The sequence below is a fragment of the Arhodomonas sp. AD133 genome (genome assembly GCF_051195215.1).
GTDB lineage: Bacteria > Pseudomonadota > Gammaproteobacteria > Nitrococcales > Nitrococcaceae > Arhodomonas.
In genome coordinates this window covers 138439-162089 of the sequence record NZ_JBNAZM010000002.1, presented here as the reverse complement: position 1 = coordinate 162089, position 23651 = coordinate 138439, and the positions used below count along the sequence as shown (strand labels likewise).

The 23651-nt window shown below is 65.4% G+C and carries 23 protein-coding genes and 1 tRNA gene; 12 read left to right on the top strand and 12 right to left on the bottom strand.

What is annotated here, in order from left to right; translation table 11 throughout:
- The first annotated feature begins 78 nt into the window (after window positions 1–78).
- Entirely contained in the window at window positions 79–342 is a 264-nt protein-coding gene (gene rpsT / locus ACPEES_RS02215; protein ID WP_435100634.1) for a 30S ribosomal protein S20, read from the top strand.
- Between the two features lie 105 nt (window positions 343–447).
- Here rpsT and proB read toward each other — a convergent pair whose 3' ends face one another.
- The 4 genes from proB to rplU all read right to left on the bottom strand — a co-directional run bounded on the left by proB (window position 448) and on the right by rplU (window position 3369).
- Entirely contained in the window at window positions 448–1593 is a 1146-nt protein-coding gene (gene proB / locus ACPEES_RS02210; RefSeq protein WP_435100631.1) for a glutamate 5-kinase, read from the bottom strand.
- Window positions 1577–2620: an Obg family GTPase CgtA gene (gene cgtA / locus ACPEES_RS02205; RefSeq protein WP_435100628.1), complete on the bottom strand. Its 1044-nt coding sequence runs from the start codon at window positions 2618–2620 to the stop codon at window positions 1577–1579. The genes proB and cgtA overlap by 17 nt, the downstream gene beginning before the upstream one ends.
- Window positions 2621–2775: 155 nt before the next feature.
- The gene (gene rpmA, locus ACPEES_RS02200; protein ID WP_435100625.1) at window positions 2776–3036 is read right to left on the bottom strand and encodes a 50S ribosomal protein L27; all 261 of its coding nucleotides are present in this window, start codon (window positions 3034–3036) and stop codon (window positions 2776–2778) included.
- Between the two features lie 18 nt (window positions 3037–3054).
- Window positions 3055–3369, bottom strand: a complete 315-nt coding sequence (gene rplU, locus ACPEES_RS02195; RefSeq protein ID WP_435100622.1) for a 50S ribosomal protein L21 — start codon at window positions 3367–3369, stop codon at window positions 3055–3057.
- A 174-nt stretch (window positions 3370–3543) separates the two neighbouring features.
- Here rplU and ACPEES_RS02190 point away from each other — a divergent pair, with 174 nt between their 5' ends.
- From ACPEES_RS02190 to yacG, 10 genes are all read left to right on the top strand, one after another.
- Window positions 3544–4503, top strand: coding sequence for a polyprenyl synthetase family protein (locus ACPEES_RS02190; RefSeq protein WP_435100619.1), 960 nt, complete (start codon window positions 3544–3546; stop codon window positions 4501–4503).
- Between the two features lie 6 nt (window positions 4504–4509).
- Window positions 4510–4586 (top strand) — tRNA-Pro (locus tag ACPEES_RS02185).
- 225 nt (window positions 4587–4811) lie between these two features.
- Window positions 4812–5093: an HU family DNA-binding protein gene (locus ACPEES_RS02180; RefSeq protein WP_435100764.1), complete on the top strand. Its 282-nt coding sequence runs from the start codon at window positions 4812–4814 to the stop codon at window positions 5091–5093.
- 539 nt (window positions 5094–5632) lie between these two features.
- Window positions 5633–7570 (top strand): EAL domain-containing protein, encoded by a 1938-nt coding sequence (locus ACPEES_RS02175; protein WP_435100616.1) that lies wholly within the window; start codon window positions 5633–5635, stop codon window positions 7568–7570.
- A 166-nt stretch (window positions 7571–7736) separates the two neighbouring features.
- Window positions 7737–9452, top strand: coding sequence for a type IV-A pilus assembly ATPase PilB (pilB, locus tag ACPEES_RS02170; RefSeq protein ID WP_435100613.1), 1716 nt, complete (start codon window positions 7737–7739; stop codon window positions 9450–9452).
- Window positions 9453–9456: 4 nt separating this feature from the next.
- Window positions 9457–10686 (top strand): type II secretion system F family protein, encoded by a 1230-nt coding sequence (locus tag ACPEES_RS02165; protein WP_435100610.1) that lies wholly within the window; start codon window positions 9457–9459, stop codon window positions 10684–10686.
- The gene (locus ACPEES_RS02160; RefSeq protein ID WP_435100607.1) at window positions 10686–11555 is read left to right on the top strand and encodes a prepilin peptidase; all 870 of its coding nucleotides are present in this window, start codon (window positions 10686–10688) and stop codon (window positions 11553–11555) included. The genes ACPEES_RS02165 and ACPEES_RS02160 overlap by 1 nt, the downstream gene beginning before the upstream one ends.
- Window positions 11556–11649: 94 nt before the next feature.
- The gene (gene coaE, locus ACPEES_RS02155) at window positions 11650–12258 is read left to right on the top strand and encodes a dephospho-CoA kinase (protein WP_435100604.1); all 609 of its coding nucleotides are present in this window, start codon (window positions 11650–11652) and stop codon (window positions 12256–12258) included.
- Window positions 12259–12287: 29 nt separating this feature from the next.
- On the top strand, window positions 12288–13118 hold the full coding sequence (gene zapD, locus ACPEES_RS02150) for a cell division protein ZapD (RefSeq protein WP_435100601.1): 831 nt from the start codon (window positions 12288–12290) through the stop codon (window positions 13116–13118).
- Between the two features lie 59 nt (window positions 13119–13177).
- Window positions 13178–13375 (top strand): DNA gyrase inhibitor YacG, encoded by a 198-nt coding sequence (yacG, locus tag ACPEES_RS02145; RefSeq protein ID WP_435100598.1) that lies wholly within the window; start codon window positions 13178–13180, stop codon window positions 13373–13375.
- 34 nt (window positions 13376–13409) lie between these two features.
- Here yacG and ACPEES_RS02140 read toward each other — a convergent pair whose 3' ends face one another.
- Genes ACPEES_RS02140 through secA form a run of 3 tightly spaced genes read right to left on the bottom strand, consistent with a single transcriptional unit; the run spans window position 13410 to window position 18294 of the window.
- Window positions 13410–14363 carry a Nudix family hydrolase gene (locus ACPEES_RS02140; protein WP_435100595.1) on the bottom strand — a complete coding sequence of 318 codons (954 nt, stop codon included), beginning with the start codon at window positions 14361–14363 and terminating at the stop codon, window positions 13410–13412.
- Window positions 14360–15577, bottom strand: a complete 1218-nt coding sequence (gene argJ, locus ACPEES_RS02135) for a bifunctional glutamate N-acetyltransferase/amino-acid acetyltransferase ArgJ (protein WP_435100592.1) — start codon at window positions 15575–15577, stop codon at window positions 14360–14362. The genes ACPEES_RS02140 and argJ overlap by 4 nt, the downstream gene beginning before the upstream one ends.
- Window positions 15578–15579: 2 nt before the next feature.
- On the bottom strand, window positions 15580–18294 hold the full coding sequence (gene secA, locus ACPEES_RS02130) for a preprotein translocase subunit SecA (protein WP_435100589.1): 2715 nt from the start codon (window positions 18292–18294) through the stop codon (window positions 15580–15582).
- 113 nt (window positions 18295–18407) lie between these two features.
- On the opposite strand from secA, the gene ACPEES_RS02125 reads away from it, so the two are divergent.
- Window positions 18408–18884 (top strand): DciA family protein, encoded by a 477-nt coding sequence (locus tag ACPEES_RS02125; RefSeq protein WP_435100586.1) that lies wholly within the window; start codon window positions 18408–18410, stop codon window positions 18882–18884.
- Window positions 18885–18934: 50 nt separating this feature from the next.
- Here the strand turns inward: ACPEES_RS02125 and adk are convergent, their stop codons facing one another.
- The 5 genes from adk to hisS all read right to left on the bottom strand — a co-directional run bounded on the left by adk (window position 18935) and on the right by hisS (window position 23644).
- Complete coding sequence (adk, locus tag ACPEES_RS02120) at window positions 18935–19588, bottom strand: adenylate kinase (RefSeq protein WP_435100583.1); 654 nt, start codon at window positions 19586–19588, stop codon at window positions 18935–18937.
- Window positions 19589–19779: 191 nt separating this feature from the next.
- The gene (locus ACPEES_RS02115) at window positions 19780–20556 is read right to left on the bottom strand and encodes an NRDE family protein (protein ID WP_435100580.1); all 777 of its coding nucleotides are present in this window, start codon (window positions 20554–20556) and stop codon (window positions 19780–19782) included.
- Between the two features lies 1 nt (window position 20557).
- Window positions 20558–21694, bottom strand: a complete 1137-nt coding sequence (bamB, locus tag ACPEES_RS02110) for an outer membrane protein assembly factor BamB (RefSeq protein ID WP_435100577.1) — start codon at window positions 21692–21694, stop codon at window positions 20558–20560.
- The gene (locus ACPEES_RS02105) at window positions 21694–22341 is read right to left on the bottom strand and encodes a YfgM family protein (protein WP_435100574.1); all 648 of its coding nucleotides are present in this window, start codon (window positions 22339–22341) and stop codon (window positions 21694–21696) included. Before ACPEES_RS02105 ends, bamB begins: the two co-directional genes overlap by 1 nt.
- A 1-nt stretch (window position 22342) precedes the next feature.
- The gene (gene hisS / locus ACPEES_RS02100) at window positions 22343–23644 is read right to left on the bottom strand and encodes a histidine--tRNA ligase (RefSeq protein WP_435100571.1); all 1302 of its coding nucleotides are present in this window, start codon (window positions 23642–23644) and stop codon (window positions 22343–22345) included.
- Window positions 23645–23651: the final 7 nt, after the last annotated feature.

Here is a 23651-nt window from a genome sequence, read left to right as displayed (position 1 = left end):
GGGAATCGTTGACACCCGTCCATAAAGGGGCGATCATACGCGCCTTTCGTGATTTCAGGATCATGCAGGAGTTCCACGTTGGCTAACATCGCCTCCGCGAAGAAGCGTGCGCGTCAGACCGAGCAGCGCCGCCGCCACAATCAGGCTCGTCGCTCAATGATGCGGACCGAGCTGAAAAAGGTCCTCAAGGCCATCGAGACGGGCGACAAGGCCAAGGCCGAAGAGGCCTACCGTTCGGCGATGCCAGTGCTGGACCGCATGGCGACTCAAGGTCTGATCCACAAGAACAAGGCCGCCCGGCACAAGAGCCGCCTCGCCAAGCACATCAAGGCCCTGGGCTGACCCCGGGAGACGGCCGCCAATAGCGACCAGAGACGCCGGCTTCACGCCGGCGTTTTCGTTCGCCCCTGTGCCGGAGCGCTCAAGCACAGAGACGAACAACGCCCCCTATACCTCGTCAGTAAGCACTAGATTATCGCGATGGATGAGTTCTGGCTCGTCCACGTAACCCAGTACCGCCTCGATCTGCCCGGAGGCGACACCGCAAAGTCGGCGCGCATCCCCGCAACCGTAATTGACCAGCCCGCGTGCAACCTCGTTGCCGGCCTCGTCGAGACAGGCCACCATGTCGCCGCGAACAAAACGGCCGTCCACACGCACCACGCCCACCGGCAGAAGACTTCTCCCCGCTTCACGGAGAACACGCACGGCACCATCGTCCAGCCAGAGCCGGCCACGGGCCTGCAACTGTCCGGCGAGCCAGCGCTTACGAGCGGCAAGCCGCTGCCGTGACGGCCACAACAGAGTCCCCACGCGGTCGCCGGCACGTACCCGAGCCAATGCATTTGCCTCACGCCCCGAGGTAATCACCGTCACCGCGCCGGCCCGGGCAGCCCGCGCGGCCGCCAGTACCTTGGCCCGCATACCGCCACTGCCGAGAACGCCGGGCGCATCGGAACACATGGCGATCAATCGCTCATCGTCGGCATCGGCTTCGTGAATCAGCGTGGCGGCCGGATCCCGGCGCGGGTCGGCATCATAGAGCCCCGCCTGATCGGTGAGGATTAGCAGCAGATCGGCTTCCACCAGGTTCGACACCAGCGCAGCGAGCGTATCGTTGTCGCCAAAGCGGATTTCATCGGTCGCCACCGTGTCATTCTCGTTGACCACCGGCACCACCCCGAGGGAAAGGAGCGTACGCAGGGTGCTTCGGGCGTTGAGATAACGCTGACGGTCCGCCAGGTCTTCATGGGTAAGCAACACCTGCGCGGTGTGCAGGCCGAAACGCCGGAACTCGCGCTCATACGCTTCGACCACCCCCATCTGCCCCACGGCCGCCGCGGCCTGGAGCTGATGAAGCGCATGCGGACGTCGCGCCCAGCCCAGACGCTGGACGCCCTCCGCCACGGAGCCGGAGGAAACCAGCACCACCTCCTGGCCCTGTCGGCGCAGCTCCGCGATCTGCGTGACCCAGTCGGCGATGCGCTTGCGATCGAGGCCGCGACCATCGTTGGTGACCAGGGCGCTGCCAATTTTCACCACCCAGCACTGCCCGTCGCGCAGCGCTTCACGCCAGCTAGCGGCCTGTTCCATCGGCCTCCGCCTCCTCGTTCATTGCCTCCAGCCGTACCATGATGCACTGGCACAGATACTCGATTCCCTCGCCGGACTCTCCGGACACCCGAAACACCGGTCCCTGCCAGGCAAGCGCCGCGGTGATCTCGCGCTCCACCGCCTCACGCTCGTCCACGGGAATGAGGTCCATCTTGTTGAGCACCAGCCAGCGCTCGCGCTCGGCAAGCTGCGGATCGTAGGCAGTCAGCTCATCGATCACAGCCTGAGCATCCACCGCCGGATCCGCGTCGTCGTAGAGCCTCGAGACATCGACCACGTGCAAGAGCAGCCGGTTTCTGGCGAGGTGCTTGAGAAAACGCACCCCGAGGCCTGCGCCCTCCGCCGCCCCTTCGATCAAACCCGGAATGTCGGCCATGACGAAGCTGCGCCCGGGCCCCACCCGCACGACACCGAGCGAAGGATGCAGCGTGGTGAACGGGTAGTCGGCCACGCGTGGCCTGGCGCCGGAGACCGCCCGAACGAGCGTCGACTTACCGGCATTGGGCAGCCCGAGCAACCCGACGTCAGCGAGCACCCGCAGCTCCAGGCGTAGATCACGACGCTCGGCACGCGTACCCGGTGTCGACTGGCGCGGCGCCCGATTCGTGGAGCTCTTGAAATGGAGGTTGCCGAGGCCACCGTCGCCACCGCGCGCGACCAGCAAACGTTCGCCCTCGGCTGTCACGTCACCTATGGTCTCGCCGGTTTCCACGTCGATGACGACCGTCCCTACCGGCACGGCGATAACGACATCCTCACCGCTACGGCCAGTCATCTGCTTGCCTTTTCCGTTCTCGCCACGCTCCGCGGCGTAACGGCGGGTATGGCGAAAGTCGGCAAGCGTATTCAGACCTTCGTCGCCAACGAGGTACACGCTGCCCCCACGACCGCCATCGCCGCCGTCCGGTCCACCGCGCGGAACGAATTTCTCACGCCGGAAGCTCACGCAGCCGTCACCACCGTCACCGGCGGTCACGCGAATCCGCGCCTCATCCACGAACTTCATGGGTCCACCTTACCTTGCGCTGCCGAACCCGAGCGCCTTCAACCAGACCGACGCGAACGGGCACCGCACACAATGCCGCCACTCAGTTGACCGAGCGCACACAAAAAAGCCCCGTGCGGCGACGGGGCTTTTTTCGCAATTTCGGAATTGCCGAATCAGCTCTCGGGCCGCACGCTCACGAAGCGCCGCTTGTGTGGGCCCTTGCGCTCGAAGACCACCTCGCCGTCGGCCTTCGCGAACAGCGTGTGATCATGGCCCACGCCGACATTGCTGCCGGCATGGAAGTGGGTCCCACGCTGGCGCACGAGAATGTTGCCGGCGCGCACGGCCTGACCACCAAAGCGCTTGACGCCCAGGCGTTTCGACTCGGAATCGCGGCCGTTACGGGTACTGCCGCCTGCTTTCTTATGTGCCATGGCTCGCTAACCTCCGATTCAGCCGGCCTGGATGCCGGTGATCTTGACCTCGGTGTAGTGCTGACGGTGGCCGTGCTTTCGCTGATAGTCCTTGCGGCGCTTGAACTTGACGACCTCGATCTTGCGGTCGCGCCCTTGCGCAACCACCTCGGCGGAGACGCGGCCGCCTTCGACGAGTGGCGAGCCCACCTTTACGTCATCACCGCCGCCGACCATCAGCACCTGATCGAACTCCACCGTCGCGCCAGCCTCGGCGTCCAACTTTTCGACCCGGAGGACGTCCCCTTCGGAGACCCGGTATTGCTTGCCCCCGGTCTTGATCACGGCATACATGGCTGCGTTCTCCAACAAATGCAGTGGAATGCGGGCGAAAATCAAAGACCGGCAATCTTAAGCTCGACAGCGCCCGGGGTCAACCGCCATGCCAATTATCTTGACACCCCTCACGCCCCTCTCTAGCATCCTCTCGCTCCCGATCGCCCAACATCGCTCAGGACGCGCCACTTGATGGACCTCGCCGAGATACGCTCGCTCGTGGCCTCCGATATGGATGCCGTGGATCGGACCATCCAGCGGCGGCTGCGCTCCGATGTGGTACTGATCAATCAGCTCGGCACCTACATCGTCAACGGAGGCGGCAAGCGGCTCCGGCCACTGGTGGTATTGCTGATGGCTCGTGCCGCCGGCTACGAGGGCGATCGGCACATACCGCTCGCCGCCATCGTGGAGCTGATCCACACCGCGACCCTCCTGCACGACGATGTGGTCGATGCCTCGGACGTCCGCCGGGGACGTGACACGGCCAACCACATCTGGGGCAACGAGGCCAGCGTCCTCGTCGGGGATTTCCTCTATACCCGCTCGTTCCAGATGATGGTGGAGCTCGGCAGCATGACTGCCATGCAGACGTTCGCGCAAGCCACCAACACCATCGCCGAAGGCGAGGTTCTGCAACTATTGAATATCCACGACGCGGACGTGGGCGAGAATCGCTACCGGGACGTCATCTACCGCAAGACCGCGGCGCTGTTCGAGGCCGGATGCCGGCTCGCCGGTGTCTTCGCGGACGCGGACGCCGAAGCCGCCGCGGCGTACGGGCGCCACCTGGGCACGGCCTTCCAGCTCACCGACGATGCGCTCGACTATGACGGGGACCCGGCCGAAATTGGCAAGAACCTCGGCGACGATCTGGCGGAGGGCAAACCGACGATGCCGCTGATCCGGGCGATGCAGGTAGGCGACGAAAGCACGCGCGGGCTGGTTCGCGAAGCGATCGAGGCCGGCGGCCGGGAGCGCATCCAGGCCGTCTGCGAGGCCATTGCAAACACCGATGCCATCGCCTATACTCGCCGCCTCGCTGATGACGAAGCACAACAGGCGCAGAACGCTCTGACGGTCATGAACGACGGGCCAGTCAAGTCGGCTCTCGTCAAGCTGGCCAGCTTCGCAGCCGATCGTCGTCACTAGACAATCCGGGGTGTAGCTCAGCTTGGTAGAGCACTACGTTCGGGACGTAGGAGTCGCTGGTTCGAATCCAGTCACCCCGACCAGGCATTCGCAGGGCCGAGCACACGCTCGGCCCTTTTCGTTGTGGCCCGGTACCACGAACCGGTACCACGAATGCGCACAGGAGCCCTGATTGTCCGTTCACGTTTCGTTGGTCGCGCTCTGGACAGAGGGTAAGCGCGTCTGCTGAACTCCCTGCCTAGTGCGCCGCTCGCGCCGCACACCGGTTTCTGCCAGGCAACAGGGAGCCACACCACATGAACCCCGTGATGAACAAGAACCAACTCATCGATGCTGTCCGCGACCAGTGCGACGGCGTCCCACGCAAGACGGTCGCCGAGGTCGTCGACGCGCTGTTCGACACGATCCAGACGACGGTCACCGACGGCACCGACGTGAGCCTGACCGGCTTCGGGCGCTTCACCCGCACCGAACGTGCCGCGCGCACCGGCCGCAACCCGCAGACGGGTGAAACCATCGAGATCGCAGCCAGCCGAGTGCCCGCCTTTCGCGCCGGCAAAGCGTTCAAGGACCAGGTCAACGGGGGGTAACCCCCGGCAGCCCGGCCGCCGACGCCGGTCGCGCGGCCGGGCGGGCTTCCGGGAAACCTCGCTCTCACATCACACTCGTCCGTAGATCAAGCCCATCGACTGATTGCCGGCCAGTCCGGCGCACGCCTGCCGGCACCGCGAGCACTGACGCCGCAACCGGCGTCGGCCTCGAAAACCGTCGGCAACCGGTCGCGGCAGCCCTCGCTCACCCCGGGGAACACACGATCCACAAGGCACATCCGCTACCGATGCGCTAACGTCCCTGCCCGTTACGTTTTACCTCCGAGGCCATCAACCGAAGTCGAGCACCCGGGCACCGCCCTCAGCGATACTCGAGAACGTCCGTGAACGCTTCGGCGACGCCCTCGGTGTCACCGCGTTCATGAGTACCGGACTCGACCCGCACCACCCAAGCGGATACATTGGCGACCGGAACCGGTGATGATCCGGGGTCGCCGCTGGCGCGGCGCAGCACGCCGGATTTTGTCCACCCATATACATGCCTCGTGCGGAACGAGGCCGGGGCAGGGAGACTGGCCGTGGGGGCACAAACGGGCGACCGCCCGGTTTTCGTTTGCCTGGAACAGCCGGCGGCGACTCAGGAACTCGCCGCCCACCTGCGCGAGCATGGACTGCGCACCCAGGCCTTCGCCGACGCGGGCGCGCTGGCCACAGCGTGCAGCGACGAACCACCCGCCGCACTGATCGCCAGCCTCGGGGTCGCCACGGTCATCTCACGGGAGCAAACCGCCACGGACGAACTGATCGTCGCAACCTCGGATTACCGACTCACCACTTACCTTGCCGCCGTGCGCGCCGGCGCCACACAGGTGGTCACGACGCCAATCAACCGCTCCGCGTTGCGCCAACGCTTGCGCTGGCGCGTGCAAGACCGCGCCCGGGCTCCGCGCCTTGCCCTGGTAGGCGCTGCGGAAGGCGTTCATCTGGACGGGTACGACATACGCGCTCTCACGATCGGCGACGACCTCCTGGCCCGACTCGAGGATCTGCAGCCCGATCTCGTACTGCTGGACGCTGACACACTGAGCGTAAGCGCCGGGGAACTGGCCGCCGTCATCCGCCAGCGCCCGGCACTGCGGCTGCCGCCAGTGCTTGCGTTCACGCGCCAGCGACCAAGGCAACTGCATGTCGGTGAAATGCAGCAGAGCCAGTTGGACGATATCCTGGTGCTCTCCGAAACCAGCGACCCGACAACGGAAATCGCCGCCCACCTCGTACGGCGGAGGGGGCTTCTGGAAGGCTGGCGCCTTCTGGCGCGGCGCGACCCGGATACAGGCCTGCACCGCCGCGAGGAGCTACTCCAGGCGTTGACAGGGCTGCTCGAAGCGCCCGGGACCGGAACCGCCTGCCTCCTCCACCTGCAGCTGACACCCCGCGAAACCATTACGCCTGACGATGAGAACACAATGGTGGCTGCAGCGCAGATCTTGCTGGACAGGCTCCCGCCACTGGCAGTGCCGGCACGCCTGGACCGCGGGCATCTCGCGGCGCTTCTGGTGGGGATAAGCCGAGAAGAGGCCGACGTCCTGGCCGAATGTCTGCAGGATGATCTCACCAGGCAGGTCCACGTGCGCACCGGATTTGCGATCGAAGCTCGAACGATCAACCCCGGTGGCGACAGACTCGAGGATCTGCTGCAACCGCCGAGCGACACAGCAGCGGACACCGCGCCGGTTCTACGGGATTACTGGCGCGAGATGGCAGCGGACGCCTTGGAGCAGAACCGCTTCCGCCTGCTCTATCAGCCTATTTCCGGCCTGCACGGCCGCCCCTGTGGTTTCTACGAAGTCTTCGTCCGCCTGATCGGCTCCGACGGTGAAGAACTCCCCCCCGCGGAATTCCTGCCCGCCCTGGCCGGCACTTCGCTTGCCGCGGAGTTGGACCGATGGGTGTTCGGGCGCGCACTGCATGTTCTTTCGCAGCGGCAGAAGGAATCGGCAGATCGGCCGACGCTCTTCGTCAAACTCTCCACCGATGGCCTCAACGACGACAGCTTCCCTGCATGGCTCGGGCAAGCGCTGGCACACGAGGGCGTTGCCGCCTCGCAGCTCGTGGTGGAGATCGCTGCCGAGGCGTTGTCGACCCGTACCACCCGCGCGGTCAGCGAACGGATCGCCGCCCAGGGCATTGCCGTGGCACTGGAACACGTCGCCGATGCCGCGGCACTGGCCGGGCTAATCCACGCCGAGCTGCCAGTGACTTACGTCAAGCCAGCCCCCGAGCTGACCGCTGCCGACGCGGCGCCCGAAGCGCACAAGGCACTCGAGGACGTGGCCAGCATCGCCCGCCAAGCCGGGCTCCGGCTCATCGCGACGCGCATCCAGGATGCCCTGTCACTGACCCACCTCTGGCAGGTCGGCGTGGACTATGTACAGGGTCATTTCATGCAACGCCCCGAGGACCTGTTCAATGCCGGGCCAGGCGTACCACCGCGACGGAATCAGCCGGTCCGATAGCCACGTGGACGCCCTGTGACCCGGAGGAGTGCGACGTGTGTCCATTTCCGAGGTCGGGCCGATAGGTTATAGTCCGCCGCAATGGGGGTGTACGCAGCGTGCCAACGCCGCGCCTCGGCGGGCAGAGCGGCACCCGAAATGCGTCACAGGGGTACGGTAGCAGCCCATGGCATCGGCAAACCCATCGGTGAAGCTCGGAGGCCTCGCCGGTCGCCTGGTACGTGATGGCCTGCTCGACGAGAAACGGGCAGAGGAAGCGCTCGACGCGGCCAGGAAGGCTGAGCAACCCTTCGTCACTTATCTAGTGGAACACGAAGGCCTGGCACCCATCCGTATCGCGGTGGCCGGGTCGGCGGAGTTCGGCCTTCCGCTCTATGACCTTGACGCCCTCGACCAGAGCCAGGCGGCCGTCTCGCTCGTCAAAGAGCAACTCATCCGCCATCACCGGGCCCTGCCGCTCACCCGTCGCGGCAAACGCCTGTACGTCGCGGTTGCCGACCCGACAAACCTGCGTGCCCTCGACGAATTCAAGTTCCACACGGGATTGATCACCGAGCCCGTGCTCGTGGAGGACGACAAGCTCGGGCGCACCATCGAGAGCGCCCTGTCCGCCGCGGACGATGGTCTCAGCAGCATGGACCTGGACGAGGATCTGGACAATCTCCAGATCAGCGGCGGCGAGGAAGAAAGCGACGAGCAGGATTCCGACACCGACAGCGACGATGCGCCGGTGGTGCGATTCATCAACAAGGTCCTGCTGGACGCGATCAACAAGGGCGCGTCGGATGTTCACTTCGAGCCGTATGAGCGCGAATACCGGGTACGCTTCCGGCAGGACGGCGTTCTGCAGTCAGTTGCTTCCCCCCCCAATGCCCTCGCTCCACGGCTTGCCGCCCGGCTGAAGGTCATGGCCCGACTCGACATCGCCGAACGGCGCGTGCCCCAGGACGGGCGCATCAAGATGAACATCTCCAAGCGCCGGGCGATCGAGTTCCGTGTCAGTACCTGCCCGACGATCTTCGGTGAGAAGATCGTGCTGCGTATCCTCGACCCCAGCTCGGCGCAGATGGGCATCGACCAGCTCGGATACGAGCCCGAACAGAAGCAGCTCTTCCTCGACTACATCCACAAGCCCTACGGCATGGTTCTGGTCACCGGCCCCACCGGCTCGGGCAAGACGGTGTCGCTCTACACGGCGCTCAACATTCTCAACACCACCGACCGGAACATCTCGACGGTCGAGGATCCGGTGGAAATCAACGTCACCGGCATCAACCAGGTCAACATCAATCCAAAGGCCGGGCTTTCCTTCGCCGGCGCCCTGCGCTCGTTCCTGCGCCAGGACCCGGACATCATCATGGTCGGCGAGATCCGTGACCTGGAGACGGCGGAGATCGCGATCAAGGCGGCGCAGACGGGCCACCTGGTGCTATCGACCTTGCATACCAACGATGCACCGCAGACGCTCACCCGGCTCGCCAACATGGGGGTTCCGGGCTACAACATCGCCTCGTCGGTCAACCTCATCATCGCCCAGCGCCTGGCACGCCGACTTTGCACCAACTGCAAGCAACCAGAGGACGTCCCCCGGGAAGCCCTTGTCAACGAAGGCTTCAGCGAAGACGAGTTGGACGATCTGGTGGTATACGGCCCCCAGGGCTGCGATCAATGCGTTGGTGGCTACAAGGGCCGCGTCGGCATCTACCAGGTCATGCCGGTTACCGAGGAGATGGGACACATCATCATGGAGGGTGGTAACGCCATGCAACTAGCCGAGGAAGCCCATCGCAACGGTGTCAGCGACCTGCGCGAATCGGGCCTGCGCAAGATTCGCGAAGGCGTCACGAGTATCGAGGAAATCAACCGGGTGACAGTGGACTGACGCCATGGCAGCTAAGGCAGCGAAACTCACCAGCTTCACCTGGGAAGGCATCGACCGGCAGGGCCGCAAGATAAGCGGCGACACACAGGCCGAGAATCACACGACCCTGCGGGCGAAACTCCGCCAGCAGGGTATCGCCGCCCAGAAAATACGGCGCAAGTCGACATTCGCCCAGTTGCGCGAAGGCAAACGCAGCAAGCGGATCAAGCCCGGCGACATCGCCATACTCATGCGTCAGCTCGCCACAATGCTCGAGTCCGGCGTGCCGGTGGTTCAGGCCTTCGACATCATCGGCCGGGGGCACGAGAATCCGCTAATGCAGCAGATGGTGCTCGGGATCAAGGATGATATCGAGTCCGGTACACCCTTGTCGGAGGCCCTTGGGAAACACCCAGCACATTTCGACGAGCTGGTCTGCAATCTTATAGCGGCCGGCGAACAGGCGGGTGTTCTGGACACACTGCTCGATAAGATAGCGACGTACAAGGAAAAGACCGAATCGATCAAGAAGAAGATCCGCAAGGCGCTATTCTATCCGGCAGCGGTGCTTACGGTGGCCGTCATAGTCACTGCCATCCTGCTCATGTTCGTCGTGCCCCAATTCGAATCCCTCTTCCAAGGGTTCGGCGCGGATCTACCCGCATTCACCAGGTTCGTCCTGTACTTGTCCGAGCTCATGCGCGCATACTGGTTCGTAGTCCTGCTAGGCACGGCGCTGAGCATTGTCGCGTTCATTCAGGCTCGCAAGCGCTCCAGGCGGTTTGCGCATGGACTGGACCGTTTCGCCCTGAAAATCCCGGTAATCGGCCCTATTCTGCGCAAGGCTGCCATTGCCCGCTTCGCGCGCACGCTGTCCACCATGTTCGCGGCGGGCGTACCGCTTGTGGACGCTCTGAACTCTGTCTCCGGCGCTACCGGTAATTCGGTGTACGGCAACGGCGTCCGGCGAATGGCCGAAGAGGTGGCCGAGGGTCAGCAGTTGCAGTGGTCCGTGGATCGCACGAAACTCTTCCCGCACATGGTGGTACAGATGATCGCCATTGGTGAGGAAGCGGGCTCCCTCGACGCCATGCTCGCGAAAGTCGCGGACTTCTACGAAGAAGAGGTGGACGCTGCCATCGACAGTCTCTCGAGCCTGCTCGAGCCCTTCATCATGGTCGTTCTCGGTATTCTCGTCGGCGGCCTGGTCATTGCTATGTACCTGCCCATCTTCAAGATGGGGCAAGTCATTTGATGACCACACTGGAGGGCTTGGCGGGTAGCGCTCCGCTGCAAATGCTATCCGTCAGCATCATCGGTCTGATGGTCGGCAGTTTTCTCAATGTGGTCACGCTACGCCTGCCGCGCATGCTCGAGCTCGAATGGGCGGCGCAGTGCGCGGAGCTTCGTGGCGAACCGCTACCGGAAACACCGGCCCTGGGACTGGCACGGCCCGCATCCCACTGCCCCTCGTGCCAGTCACCAGTGCATGCGCTCGACAATATTCCGATCGTCAGCTGGCTGCTGCTGCGCGGACGTTGCCGGACATGCCATGCCAGGATCTCGGCTCGATATCCGATCGTTGAAGCCGTAACCGCGTTGTTGTCCCTGGTGACATGGTGGCAACTAGGCTGGAGCACCACCGCGGCGGCAGGGCTGGTTCTGACATGGTGGCTCATCGCGCTGACCATCATCGATCTGGATCATCAACTCCTCCCTGACAACCTGACCCTACCGGGCGTGTGGCTCGGTCTACTGCTCTCTCTCGCCGGCGTATTCGTCGGCCCGACGGAGGCCATTATCGGCGCCTCCGCCGGATACCTGGCACTCTGGAGCGTTTATCAGGCGTTCCGGCTCGTCACCGGGAAAGAGGGCATGGGCTACGGGGATTTCAAGCTGCTCGCGCTGCTCGGCGCTTGGCTTGGGTGGCAGAGCCTGCCGCTTGTAATCATTCTCTCATCACTCGTAGGTGCCGTGGTGGGAATGGCGCTCATCGCCGGACTCGGCCGTCACCGTGATCAACCGATCCCATTCGGTCCCTATCTGGCTGCCGCTGGCTGGATCGCGATGCTGTGGGGAGACCGAATCACCGGCGCCTATCTCCGGTTCTCGGGCCTTAACTGATGCACTCATGGCATAGCGTGGCCAGCGACTGCTTAATGGCGAAGCACGGGCCCAGCGCGTCGCACGTCCCCGCCGGATCCGTCCGCTTCGCCCTATGACACTGGTCATCGGCCTGACCGGCGGCATAGCCAGCGGCAAGACCACGGTAGCCCGGGCGTTCGACGCGCTGGGCGCGGACGTCGTGGACACCGATGAGATCGCCCGGGAAGTCGTCGAACCGGGCAGCGAAGGGCTGAAGCGCGTCGTTGACGCGTTCGGTGAAGAAGTACTCGACGACTCCGGCACCCTCGACCGGACCGCTCTGCGCCGCCGTATTTTTGCCGACCCCGATGCGCGTGAGCGACTGGAGGCAATCCTGCACCCGAGAATCGAAACGCGGGTACACAGCCGGATCGCGGAAAGCCGTCGCCCTTACGTTGTCCTCGTCGTGCCGTTACTGGTGGAATCCGGATGGGATCGACTCGTCGACCGGGTACTCGTCGTCGACGTCGACGAAGACGACCAGATCGCCCGCCTGCAGGTCCGGGACGGAAGCACCGCCGATGAGGCGCGTGCAGCGCTCGCCGCGCAGACCGACCGGGCGTCGCGACTCTCACGCGCCGACGACATCCTCGACAATCGTGCTTCTGCGGACACCTTGCACGAGCGCGTTCGCGAGCTGCACCAGCGATATTTGCATCTCGCACGCGACCGCACCGACTGACGCTATCCGACGACGGGTTGGTGCGGATCATGCCCCTGCGCCACAATAAGGGCTTAGACATCTGGGACATGAGCACCATGACCGACTCCGAGCGCGAGCGCATCATCTACGAGCACCCTCTTAATGAGCGGGTACGTACACTGCTGCGGCTGGAATTCCTCTTCGAGCACGGTTGGTTCGGGGTGCGCGGCGAAACCGAATGGCACAGCCGCATCGCGGTGGCGACGCTGGTGGATATCGTCGCGCTGCTGTCCCGCGGAGACCTGCGATCGGACATTCAAAAAGAGCTGGAACAGCTCGTGGGCTCACTGGAAGCTCTGGAAAAACGCCCGGGCGTGGACCCCTCGCTGCTCGCGCCCGTACTCGATGAATGCCGCGATCTCGCCGAGCGCCTGCGCGCCGCGCCGCCGGGTATCCCCTCGATAGTGCGGGACAACGAATTCCTCGCGGCGGTGGCCCAACGCTCCGGCATCATGGGCGGCACTTGTGCGTTCGATCTACCCGCCTACCATCTCTGGCTCAATCATTCGCCCGAGCAACGTCGCGAAGACCTGGAAAGCTGGTACGCGGGGTTCTCCATCCTGCACGAAGCCACCGCCCGTATTCTCGCATTGCTACGAGAAAGCGCAGATCCCGTGCACGAAACGGCGCAGAAAGGCAATTACCAAACCAGCCTGGAACGCGGCTCTCCGTACCAGTTGCTCCGCGTGAGCGTGCCCGCAACGGCTCCGTACTTCCCGGAGATCAGCGGCAGCAAGCATTTCTGCACTATTCGATTCCTGCGCCAAGGCAGCGCGACCGAGCGTCCCCAGCCAATCGACGAGGATGTCGAGTTCATCCTCGAACGCTGCGCCATCTAGGTGTAACGCAGTAGAATCCTTATGACCCCCATCGGCCACAACACCGCTGCCGCTGAGCCATGACAAGTTACGTACGTTGCCCGACCTGCGAACGGACGGTCGAGTGGTCCGAGCGCTCGCCTCACCGGCCCTTCTGCAGCGAGCGCTGCCGCCTGATCGATCTGGGAGCTTGGGTGGACGGCAGCCACCGGATCCCGGGCGAACCCGCCGACGTGCCGGAGACCTACGACGACGACACGGAAGACGGGCACGAGTAACGCATCACTCCGCGCTGACGAGGGAGCAAGCGTGTCAACCACCACCCCGCCAGAGACCGCGGATCCCGGCGATCCCTTGGGCGCGCAATGCGCATGCATGGGCAAGGTCCGACTCTCCCAGCCCCCCGAGCGCATAAATCGGACGGGGAAAAGCCGCCCCCCAGGAACCGAAGCGCTCCCAGCCGATAGCGACGCGATCCGGGTGACTGGGCGTCCACGCTACCGGCGAGAGCACGACGAAATCCACATCGCATGCCTGCGCCAAAGCCAGCTCCTCGGGGCCGTGGCATGATGCCGCGACCCAGTGGCTGTGTGGCAACGGCCGCCTCGTCATGGCCCGCAAGCGCGCACTGGTGAGATGCACCCCATCCACACCGAGGCGTGCTGCCCGCTCCGGCGCATCGTTGAGGAGCATATGCGCCCCAGCGGCACGACAATGTGCCTGCGCCGCCTGAATCAGCGCGTCGTCGCACTCCCACCGCCGCCACTGCACAAGGCGCACGCCCGCGGCCAGAGTCGCCTCCAAGGCGTCCAGCAAATCTTCCACGGGCGTATCCGGAGGCGTAATGGCGTAGCGCGAGGGCAAGCTCGCCGCGTTCACAATGGGGCGATTGGCCGCGGGAAAGTCGTAGTCCTTGAGCGTTTCGGGTGGCACCCAACACCAGTCGGCGACCTCGAGCGCCACCGGCGTGCCGCTGACATGGCGCGCGTGCCAGACATCGAGCACGACCGTCTTGTCAGGGTAGCGATACGGCACACGAAGGAGCGGATGGAGCGGCTCGACGTAGATGCCGAGTTCCTCCTGCAGCTCGCGGACAACGGCGTTGCGGACGCTCTCACCCGGCTCGACCTTGCCGCCCGGAAACTCCCAGAGCCCCCCTTGGTGGGCCTTTTGCGGCCGCCGGGAGATCAGGATCCGTCCGTCGAGGCCGCTGACGACGCCCACGGCGACGTGTATGGCCTCGTCAGCGGCCTCGCGATCGCTCATGTGCGGTAGTCGGCGTTGATACGCACGTACTCGTAGGAAAAATCGCAGGTCCACACGGTGGCGCTGGAATCACCTCGGTCGAGGTCGATGTGTACGGGGATGACCTCGGCGGCCATACGTCGCGCAGCTTCGCGCTCATCATAGGTTGGCGTGCGCCCACCTTCCTCCGCAATAACGTAGTCGTCCAGCGCTATACGCACGCGACTCACGTCCAAGTCGGCGATCCCCGCACGCCCCACGGCGGCGAGCAGACGCCCCCAGTTCGGGTCACCGGCGAACACCGCCGTCTTCACCAACGGTGACTCGGCAACAGTGAAGGCGACACGCTCGGCCTCCGCTTCCGAGGCGGCACCACTGACGGAGATCTGGATTTCCCGGGTCGCCCCCTCGCCATCACGCACGACCGCCCGGGCCAGTGCCGCGCAAACACGCTCCAGGGCGGCGGCAAACGCCTTGCAGCCGGCGGCATTGCCATCATCGAGGCGCACCCCGCTGCGGCCGCTGGCCAGCAGTGTGCAGGCATCGTTGGTGGATGTATCGCCATCCACGGTAATGCGATTGAAGCTCACGGCCGTGGCGTCACGCAGCAAACGGCGGGCGAGCCCCGGCTCCAGCGCCGCGTCGGTCGCGATGAAGGCCAGCATGGTCGCCATGTTGGGCCTGATCATGCCCGCACCCTTGGCGATTCCGGTAACGGTCACCGTTTGGCCGTCGATAGTGACGCGCTCGCTCGCCCCTTTCGGCCGTGTGTCGGTGGTCAGGATGCCTTCGGCGGCCTCCGCCCAGCCATCCGCATCCAACGCGTCGAAGGCGGCAGGCATGCCCGCTACGATCGGAGCCACCGGCAGGGGTTCACCGATCACGCCAGTGGAAAACGGAACGACTTCCGACTCCCGACACCCCGCAATCTCCGCGAGCGTTTGACAGCAACGGCGGGCATCGTCAACACCGGCAGGGCCGGTGCCAGCGTTGGCATTGCCGGTATTGACGATCAGGTAGCGGGGGGAAGTATCACGAAGATGCGTTTCGGCCACCTGCACCGGCGCTGCGCGAAAGCGGTTCGTGGTGAACACTGCCGCCGCGGTGCCACCCGGAGCCATCTCCAGGAGAGCGAGATCAAGGCGACCGGGCTTGCGGACACCGGCGGCGACCGCGGCCACCCGAATCCCGGGAACCGGATGAAGACGCGGCAGACTGTCGTTTCCAACCGCCATACTCAGCCGGCCAGTTTTCCGTGACAATGCTTGAACTTACGTCCGGAGCCACAGGGACAAGGCTCGTTACGGCCCACCTTGCGCCCTTCGCGCACGAACGGCTGGTGCTCGTCCCCGCGCTCGGCTCCCTCACGCCCATCGTCCAAGCTGTTCGTCTCGGCGTGCTGGAACGTCCGCTCCGCCGCTTCCTCGCGACGCCGGCGCTCCTCCTCGGCCGCCTGGGCTTCCTCCTCCGAACGCACCTGGACGTGGGAGAGAACTTTGATGGTCTCGCGCTTGATGCCCTCGAGCATCTCCTGGAACATCTCGAAGGCTTCGCGCTTGAACTCCTGTTTGGGATTGCGGCTCGCCATGCCCCGCAGCTGGATGCCCTGGCGCAGGTGATCCATGGCCGCCAGATGGTCCTTCCAGTGAGAATCGAGCACCTGCAGCAGGAAATTCTGTTCGACCTGGCGCATCAGCGCGGAGCCGATCTGCTGCTCCTTCTCCTCGTACTGCGCCTGGATACGCTCGAGGATGCGCTCGCGCAGCGTCTCCTCGTGGAGGTCGTCGTCCTCGTCCAGCCACTGCTGAACCGGCAGACGAATATTGAACTCGGCAACCAGTGCCTCTTCGAGCCCGGGGATGTTCCACTGCTCGTCGATGCTCCCCGGCGGAACGTGCTCGCTGATCACTGTGTTGACGACATCCTCGCGCATGGCGGTGATGGTCTCCGAGATATCCTCGGAACGCAGCAGCTCGTCGCGCTGCTGATAGACCACACGTCGCTGATCGTTGGCAACGTCGTCGTACTCGAGCAGGTGCTTGCGCATGTCGAAGTTGTGGCCTTCGACCTTGCGCTGAGCGTTCTCGATAACCCGCGAGACCATGCCGCTCTCGATGGCCTCGCCTTCCTCCATGCCGAGTCGCTGCATCATGGAGGAAACGCGCTCGGAGGCGAAGATACGCAGCAAGCTGTCTTCCAGGGAAAGATAGAATCGCGTCGAGCCCGGGTCGCCCTGCCGGCCGGAGCGGCCGCGGAGCTGGTTATCGATACGACGCGACTCGTGGCGTTCAGTGCCGATGACGTGCAACCCGCCCGCCTCGACCACCCGGTCGTGGCGTGTCTGCCAGTCCGCGCGGGCTTTCTCCACCGTCGCCTCGTCGGCTTCCCCGAGCTCGGCGAGCTCCGCATCCAGATTGCCGCCGAGGACGATGTCGGTACCACGGCCTGCCATATTGGTGGCGATCGTGACTGCCCCCGGCTGCCCGGCCTGGGCGATGATGCCGGCCTCGCGCTCGTGCTGCTTGGCGTTGAGCACCTCGTGGGGCACCTTGGCGCGCTTGAGCTCGCGGGCGAGCAGTTCCGAGGCCTCGATGGACGTAGTGCCCACGAGCACCGGCTGACCGCGCTCATGGCAGTCCTGAATGTCTTCCAGGATCGCCTTGTACTTGTCCTGCTGGCCTAGATAGACGAGATCGTGGTGATCCTCGCGGACCATGGGCTTGTTCGTGGGGATGACCACTACTTCGAGCCCGTAGATGTGCTGGAACTCGTACGCCTCGGTATCGGCCGTGCCGGTCATGCCCGAGAGCTTGTCGTACATGCGGAAGTAATTCTGGAAGGTGATCGAGGCGAGCGTCTGGTTCTCCGCCTGGATCTCCACACCTTCCTTGGCCTCGATCGCCTGGTGCAGCCCGTCCCCCCAACGCCGCCCCGGCATGGCCCGGCCGGTGAACTCGTCCACGATAACGATCTGGCCGTCGCGTACGAGATAGTGCACGTCACGCTGGAAGATGGCGTGAGCCCGCAACGCAGCGTTCAGGTGGTGGACCATGGAGATGTTGCGAGCGTCGTAGAGGCTCTCCTCCGCGCCCAGCATGCCGGCCTCCCGAAGCACGGTCTCGGCGCGCTCCTGACCATCCTCGGTGAGATAGACCTGACGCGCCTTCTCATCCACGTAGTAGTCGCCCGGCCCCTCTTCCTCTTCCTGCCGGGTCAGATTGGGCACCAGTGCATCGATGCGTTGGTATAGCTCGCTGGACTGCTCCGCCTGTCCGGAGATGATCAGTGGCGTACGCGCCTCGTCGATGAGAATGGAGTCCACCTCGTCGACGATGGCAAATGAGCGTTCCCGCTGGACGCGATCGGCGAGCCGCAGCGCCATGTTGTCACGCAGGTAATCGAACCCGAACTCGTTGTTGGTGCCGTAAGTGATGTCTGCCGCATAGGCATCACGCTTCGCCGCCGGGTCCATGCCCGGAACCGACACCCCCACCTCCAGCCCGAGGAAACGGTAGAGCCGCCCCATCCACTCGGCATCGCGCCGCGCGAGGTAGTCGTTGACGGTAACGATATGAACGCCGTCACCCGGCAACGCGTTCAGGTAGGCCGCCAGGGTCGCCACCAGGGTTTTGCCCTCGCCGGTTTTCATCTCGGCGATCTTGCCCTCGTGGAGAACCATGCCGCCGATGAGCTGCACATCGAAGTGGCGCATCCCGAGAACCCGTCGCGCGGCCTCGCGCACGGTTGCGAACGCCTCGGGAAGGAGGTCGTCCAGGCTCTCGCCCTTGTCCAGTCGCTCGCGGAACTCGCCGGTCCGGCCAGCGAGCGCGTCGTCATCAAGCTGCTGCAGATCCGCCTCCAACGCGTTGATGCGCTGGACGGTCTTGCGCATACGGCGAATCACGCGTTCGTTGCGACTGCCGAAGACCTTCTTGGCAATGGCACCTAACATAGGGAAGTCATCCGAGCTGTGCTGGCGTGGTCTGGCGCGGCGGGCATGGTACCCCCGGCACGGAACAAGCCGGTACTATATCGTATCTGCCGAATGATTATCAGGTGGGGCTGATGGCGCGACAATCCAAGAAGGACGGGCGCCCCCGGGCGCTACGTGGCGTTCTCCGCGGCCCCGGGGACATGACTCTGGCCCGTCTGGGGGCGCGCACACGCGAGCTGGCACGTCAGCAACGACGGCTGCAGCAGGTTCTGCCCCGGGATTTCGCCGGCGAGTGGCAACTCGCCCGGCTCGATGCCGAAGAGCTCGCACTGGTTGCGAATTCCCCCGTATGGGCCTCGCAGCTGCGCTACCGCCAGACCGAGCTGCTGGACGCCGCGCAGTGGCAGATCGGCCAGCGGCCGAGACGCTGCCGGATCACGATCGAGCCACCGCGACTGCAACGCCGCGGAGCCCGTCCACGACACCTCAGGGCTGACAGTGCCCGTTTGCTGGAAGCGACGGCCAACGACTGTGACAACCCCAAGCTGGCGGCCGCACTCCGTCGTTTGGCGAGCCGGGGAACATCCAGTGGAGAAGACGGGGAATAGACAGCGATAATGTCCATGTGCGCCCCGGATTCCGGGGCGCCATGCGATTTTCAGTTCAGCGCGTTGCGAATGCGCGCCTGGACGTCGTCGACGCCGCCGAGCCCGTCCACCACGACATAGCGTGGCGCACTGGCATCGCCCTTCTGTGCCCGCGACTGATAGTAGTCAACCAGCGGACGCGTCTGCTCATGATAGACGTCGAGACGCTTACGGACGGTCTCCTCGCGGTCATCGTCACGCTGGACCAGCGGCTCGCCGGTCTCGTCATCCTGCCCCTCCACGCGCGGCGGATTGTGTGTGACGTGGTAAACGCGCCCGGATGCCGGGTGCACGCGGCGCCCGCTCATACGCTGGACGATCTCCTCGTCATCCACCTGGATCTCGATGACGTAGTCGATACCGATACCCTCGGCTTCCAGCGCGTCCGCCTGGGCGATGGTACGGGGGAAACCGTCGAACAGGAACCCGTTCGCACAGTCCGGCTGCGCGAGGCGCTCCTTGACGAGACCGATGATGATGTCATCGGAAACAAGGCCTCCACTGTCCATGACCTTCTTCGCCTCGACCCCGAGCGGGGTGCCCTCCTTGACCGCCGCGCGCAGCATGTCGCCGGTGGAAATCTGGGGGATGGCATAGGCCTCGCACAACGCCGCCGCCTGGGTACCCTTACCCGCTCCCGGAGGTCCAAGAAGAATGATGCGCATGGATTGAACTCCCTCGGTCTTGCCCGCCTGCCGGCGTAGTTCGGTCCGCCGAGGTCCCCACGGTCCGCGCTGCGCCCGCGAGGGCGGCGCCGGCCCGGCTACGACCCCGGTCCTGCGTTCTCTCCTCCCGCCACGCAGGCGCGAGTCTCAAGCGAAGCCGGCCCCTGCCGGTCGCGCGCGGACCGAGCCTATCACCGGCCCCCGGGGGGTGCAATTGGCTGGAAACGCTCGCGGCGAATGCCGCGCGGTCGCCCGGCGCGGTCGAAGCGGCGTTCGGCGAAGTCCGCGGTTCCGTCACGCGCGAGCCGATAGACGGTCGAAGCCCGCGTGCCATAACGCCGCCCCACGATGAACATAGGGGCGAGCAGGCGCTCCCATTCCAAGGGAATGCCCGTATCCGGCAGAGCATCGTCGGACACGGGGGTACGGTCGTGGAGCATCTCGAGCAACGCGTCCATACCGGGCTCCGACTGCTCGAGCAACCCGGCCAGACGGTCGCGTCCCCGTTGCACCTTGGGCCAGGCAGTATCCAGGACATGATTGCTGAGCCCGTAGAGCCCCGGGCCGAGCCGACGCGGCCCGTCGTCCTGGTTGCACAGGTACACGAGCCCGTGCCGGTCGCCGCCGATCAGATTGAAACCGCTGTACGTGCGGCATTCGGCGGCCAGGGCATCGATGCCGGTGGCGAGATCATCGTAGCGGAGCAAAGCCAGCGGCAGCTCGCCGCGGGAGCGGGGTCCGGCCGAGCCCAGCGAAGGATCGCGGTAGTTGGTCACAGCGGCGAAACGGCCGCACCGATCGACTGCAAACCAGGTGCCGCCGGCTTCACGATCGCGACCGGCGAGAACCGCCTCGTCGTCCCACCAGTGGGCCGGTTCGGCAGCGCGTTCGTGAAACTCGTCGCGGTTGGCCGCCACCACCAGCGGATAGCGGGAATGGCAGCCGACCGCCACCAGCACCAGGCACATTTCAGCGGTCCGCCAACCGCCAGGCCTGGAGCTCACCGCCGGTGGAAAGCACGTAGAGCATCCCGTTAGCCGCCAGGGGCGCGCTCGCGATGCGCGTGCCGGCGACCTGCCGGCGCGCGAGCACGCGCCCATCGTCGGCCGCCAGCCAGTTGAGGAATCCGTCGCTGCCGGCGACCACCGGGTAACCGTCGTGCACCGCAGGGGCGGTCAGCACCAGACCTTCGAGCACGTCCTGCCGCCATACTGAGGCGCCATTGCTCGCGTCCAGTGCCCAGACGTGGCCATCGGCATCCGGCACAACCAGTCGCCGCCCCACCAGCGTCAGCCCCGCATACCCCGAGAGCTCGCGCGCCCAGGCGACACGGCCTTCACCCAGCGAGACACCGGCCACCCGGCCCTGATAGGCCACGGCGAAGACGGCGCCGCTGCGCACCAGCGGATCCGCATCGATATCGACCATGCGGTCGAGGTCGGTCTGCCCGCGGGGCACCGCCACCGAGGCTTCCCATATGGGCGAGCCGTCACCGAGCGACAGCGCGGCCAGGCGGCCATTGTCGAAACCCACGACGACGCCGCCGTCCACCAGCACGGGGGCGCTATGTCCGCGCACGCTAAGGGTCGGCACGTTGCGGTCATACAGCCACAATCGCTCCCCCGAATCGCGCTGCAGCGCGAATACGCGCCCGTCGTTGGTGCGCACCGCGACGACTCCCTGGCCGATTGCGGCCGGCGCCAGCACCTCGCTGGTCACCCCGGAGATCCAGCGCGTCTCACCGGTCTGCGCGGACAGGGCGATCACTTCCCCTTCGCGGGTACCGATCACGATCAAGCCATCCGCCGCGGCCGGGCCGCCGGACAGGCGTCCCTCGAGCTCGCGCTGCCACAGCGTCTCGCCACTCTGGGCATCCAGCGCCACCAGGCGACCGTCAGCGGACGCCGCGAATACGCGCCCCTCGTCGTAAGCCGGGGTCAGGCGATCCTGCAACCCGGCCGCCGCACCCACCGAGCGCTCCCACACCCGCTGCGGCGCCAGGTCGCCGACCACCTCGACGGCCGGCGCCTCACTGCGCTCGAATGCATCCGGCCCTGCGCAACCCACCATGAGTGCGGCTGCGAGCACAGCCCAGAACCACCGCATCAGGACGTCTCCCCGGGCGCGGTGCCACCGAGGTCAGAGAGTTTGAGCTCCACGTAACTGCGCCGCTGCGAGGCGAGGTCGCTGGTCTCCAGCGCCGCCTGGTAGGCGGTGCTTGCCTCCTCGCGTCGGCCCGCGGCAGCCAGCAGATCGCCGGTCAGCTCATGGAAACGCGCTGCGAATGCCCCTTCCGGCACCGGTTTCAGGACCTCCAGGGCCGCCTCGCGCTGGCCATCGGCCTCGAGCACCTGCGCGAGTCGCAGTCGTGCGACCTGTTGCAGTGCCTGCATATCCACGTTGTCGAGAACCCAGCGCAGCTGCTCCGCAGCCGCGCCATACTCGCCGCGGTCAGCGAAGTAGCGACCGAGGCGGAGGCTGCCCATGGCCGCATAGGGGCTGCCTGACGAGTCGGCGCGCAACGCCTCGGCGGTCTTCAGCGCATCGTCGGGACGGTCGGCCGATATACGGGCGGCGAGCGTATCGTATTGAGAGGCGGCGGACAGCGCCTGACGCTCCTGCCACGCCTGCCATTGCTGCCAACCCACCACGCCCGCGATGGCGATGACGACACCGGCGATTACCGAGCGCCCGTTCTCCTGCCACCAACGCCGGATGGCTTCAATCTGTTCCTCTTCGGTCTCGTATGCCACGTTAGCCCCCTTGGTCGATATCGCCGTCCCGACGGGCGGCCAGCGCCGCCAGCCGAGCGACCAGCGCGTCCTCGTCGACACGTTCCTGCTCTGCCCCGCCGCGCAGGTCCTTGAGCCCGATGCGCCCCTCTGCGAGCTCGTCCTCGGCCACGATGACCGCATAGCGTGCCTGACTACGGTCGGCACGCTTGAACTGGCTCTTGAACGAACCCCCACTGCCATTGACCAGCAATCGTAACGCGGGCAGGCGATCGCGTAACCGCTCGGCCAGGCGAGTGGCCTCGGCGCGGGCGTTCTCGCCCATGACGACCATGTAGGCGTCGACACCCGCCCCCTTGGGGCCGGCACCGGCCTCTTCCACCAACGACACCAGCCGCTCCAGACCGGCCGCGAATCCGACCGCGGGTACCGAGCGCCCCCCGAGCTGCTCCACCAGACCATCGTAGCGGCCACCGGCGAGCACCGTTCCCTGGGCGCCAAGGCGGTCGCTCACCCACTCGAAAACGGTTCGGCTGTAATAGTCGAGGCCGCGAACCAGGCGTGGATTGATCGTATACGGTTGGCCCGCCGCGTCGAGAAGTTCGCGCAGGCCGTCGAAATGCGCGCGGGACTCGTCATCCAGAAAATCCATGAGACTGGGCGCCGTGGCGATCATCTCCGCCATCGCCGGATTCTTGCTGTCGAGAATGCGCAGCGGGTTGGTTTCGAGACGCCGCCGGGCATCCTCGTCGAGCGTCTCGTGATGGGCGCGGAAATGCGCCTGCAGCCTCTCACGGTAAATCTGCCGTGCGGCGGGCGTCGCCAGCGTGTTGAGCTCGAGGCGGATATCATCGAGGCCGATCGAACGGAGCATGCGCCCGGTCATCAGGATCATTTCGGCGTCCACGTCGGGGCCTTCGTGGCCGAAAAGCTCCGCGCCGATCTGATGGAACTGCCGGAACCGCCCTTTCTGCGGCCGCTCGTAGCGGAACATCGGACCCATGTACCAAAACCGTGGCTGCGCACCATGGAGCAAACCGTGCTGCAACGCCGCGCGAACACAGCCGGCGGTGCCCTCGGGCCGCAGGGTCACACTCTCGCCGTTACGGTCCTCGAAGGTGTACATTTCCTTCTCGACGATATCCGTAACTTCGCCAATGGAGCGGGCGAACAAATCGGTGCGTTCCAGCAACGGCAGACGAATCTCGTCGTAGCCGTATCCGGCGATGGTTTGACGCAGGCGCTCCTCGACGAAACGCCAGCGCACGCTCGCCTCGGGCAGAATATCCCCGAAGCCGCGCAGGCTCTGCATGCTGGTGCTCAAAGGCCGT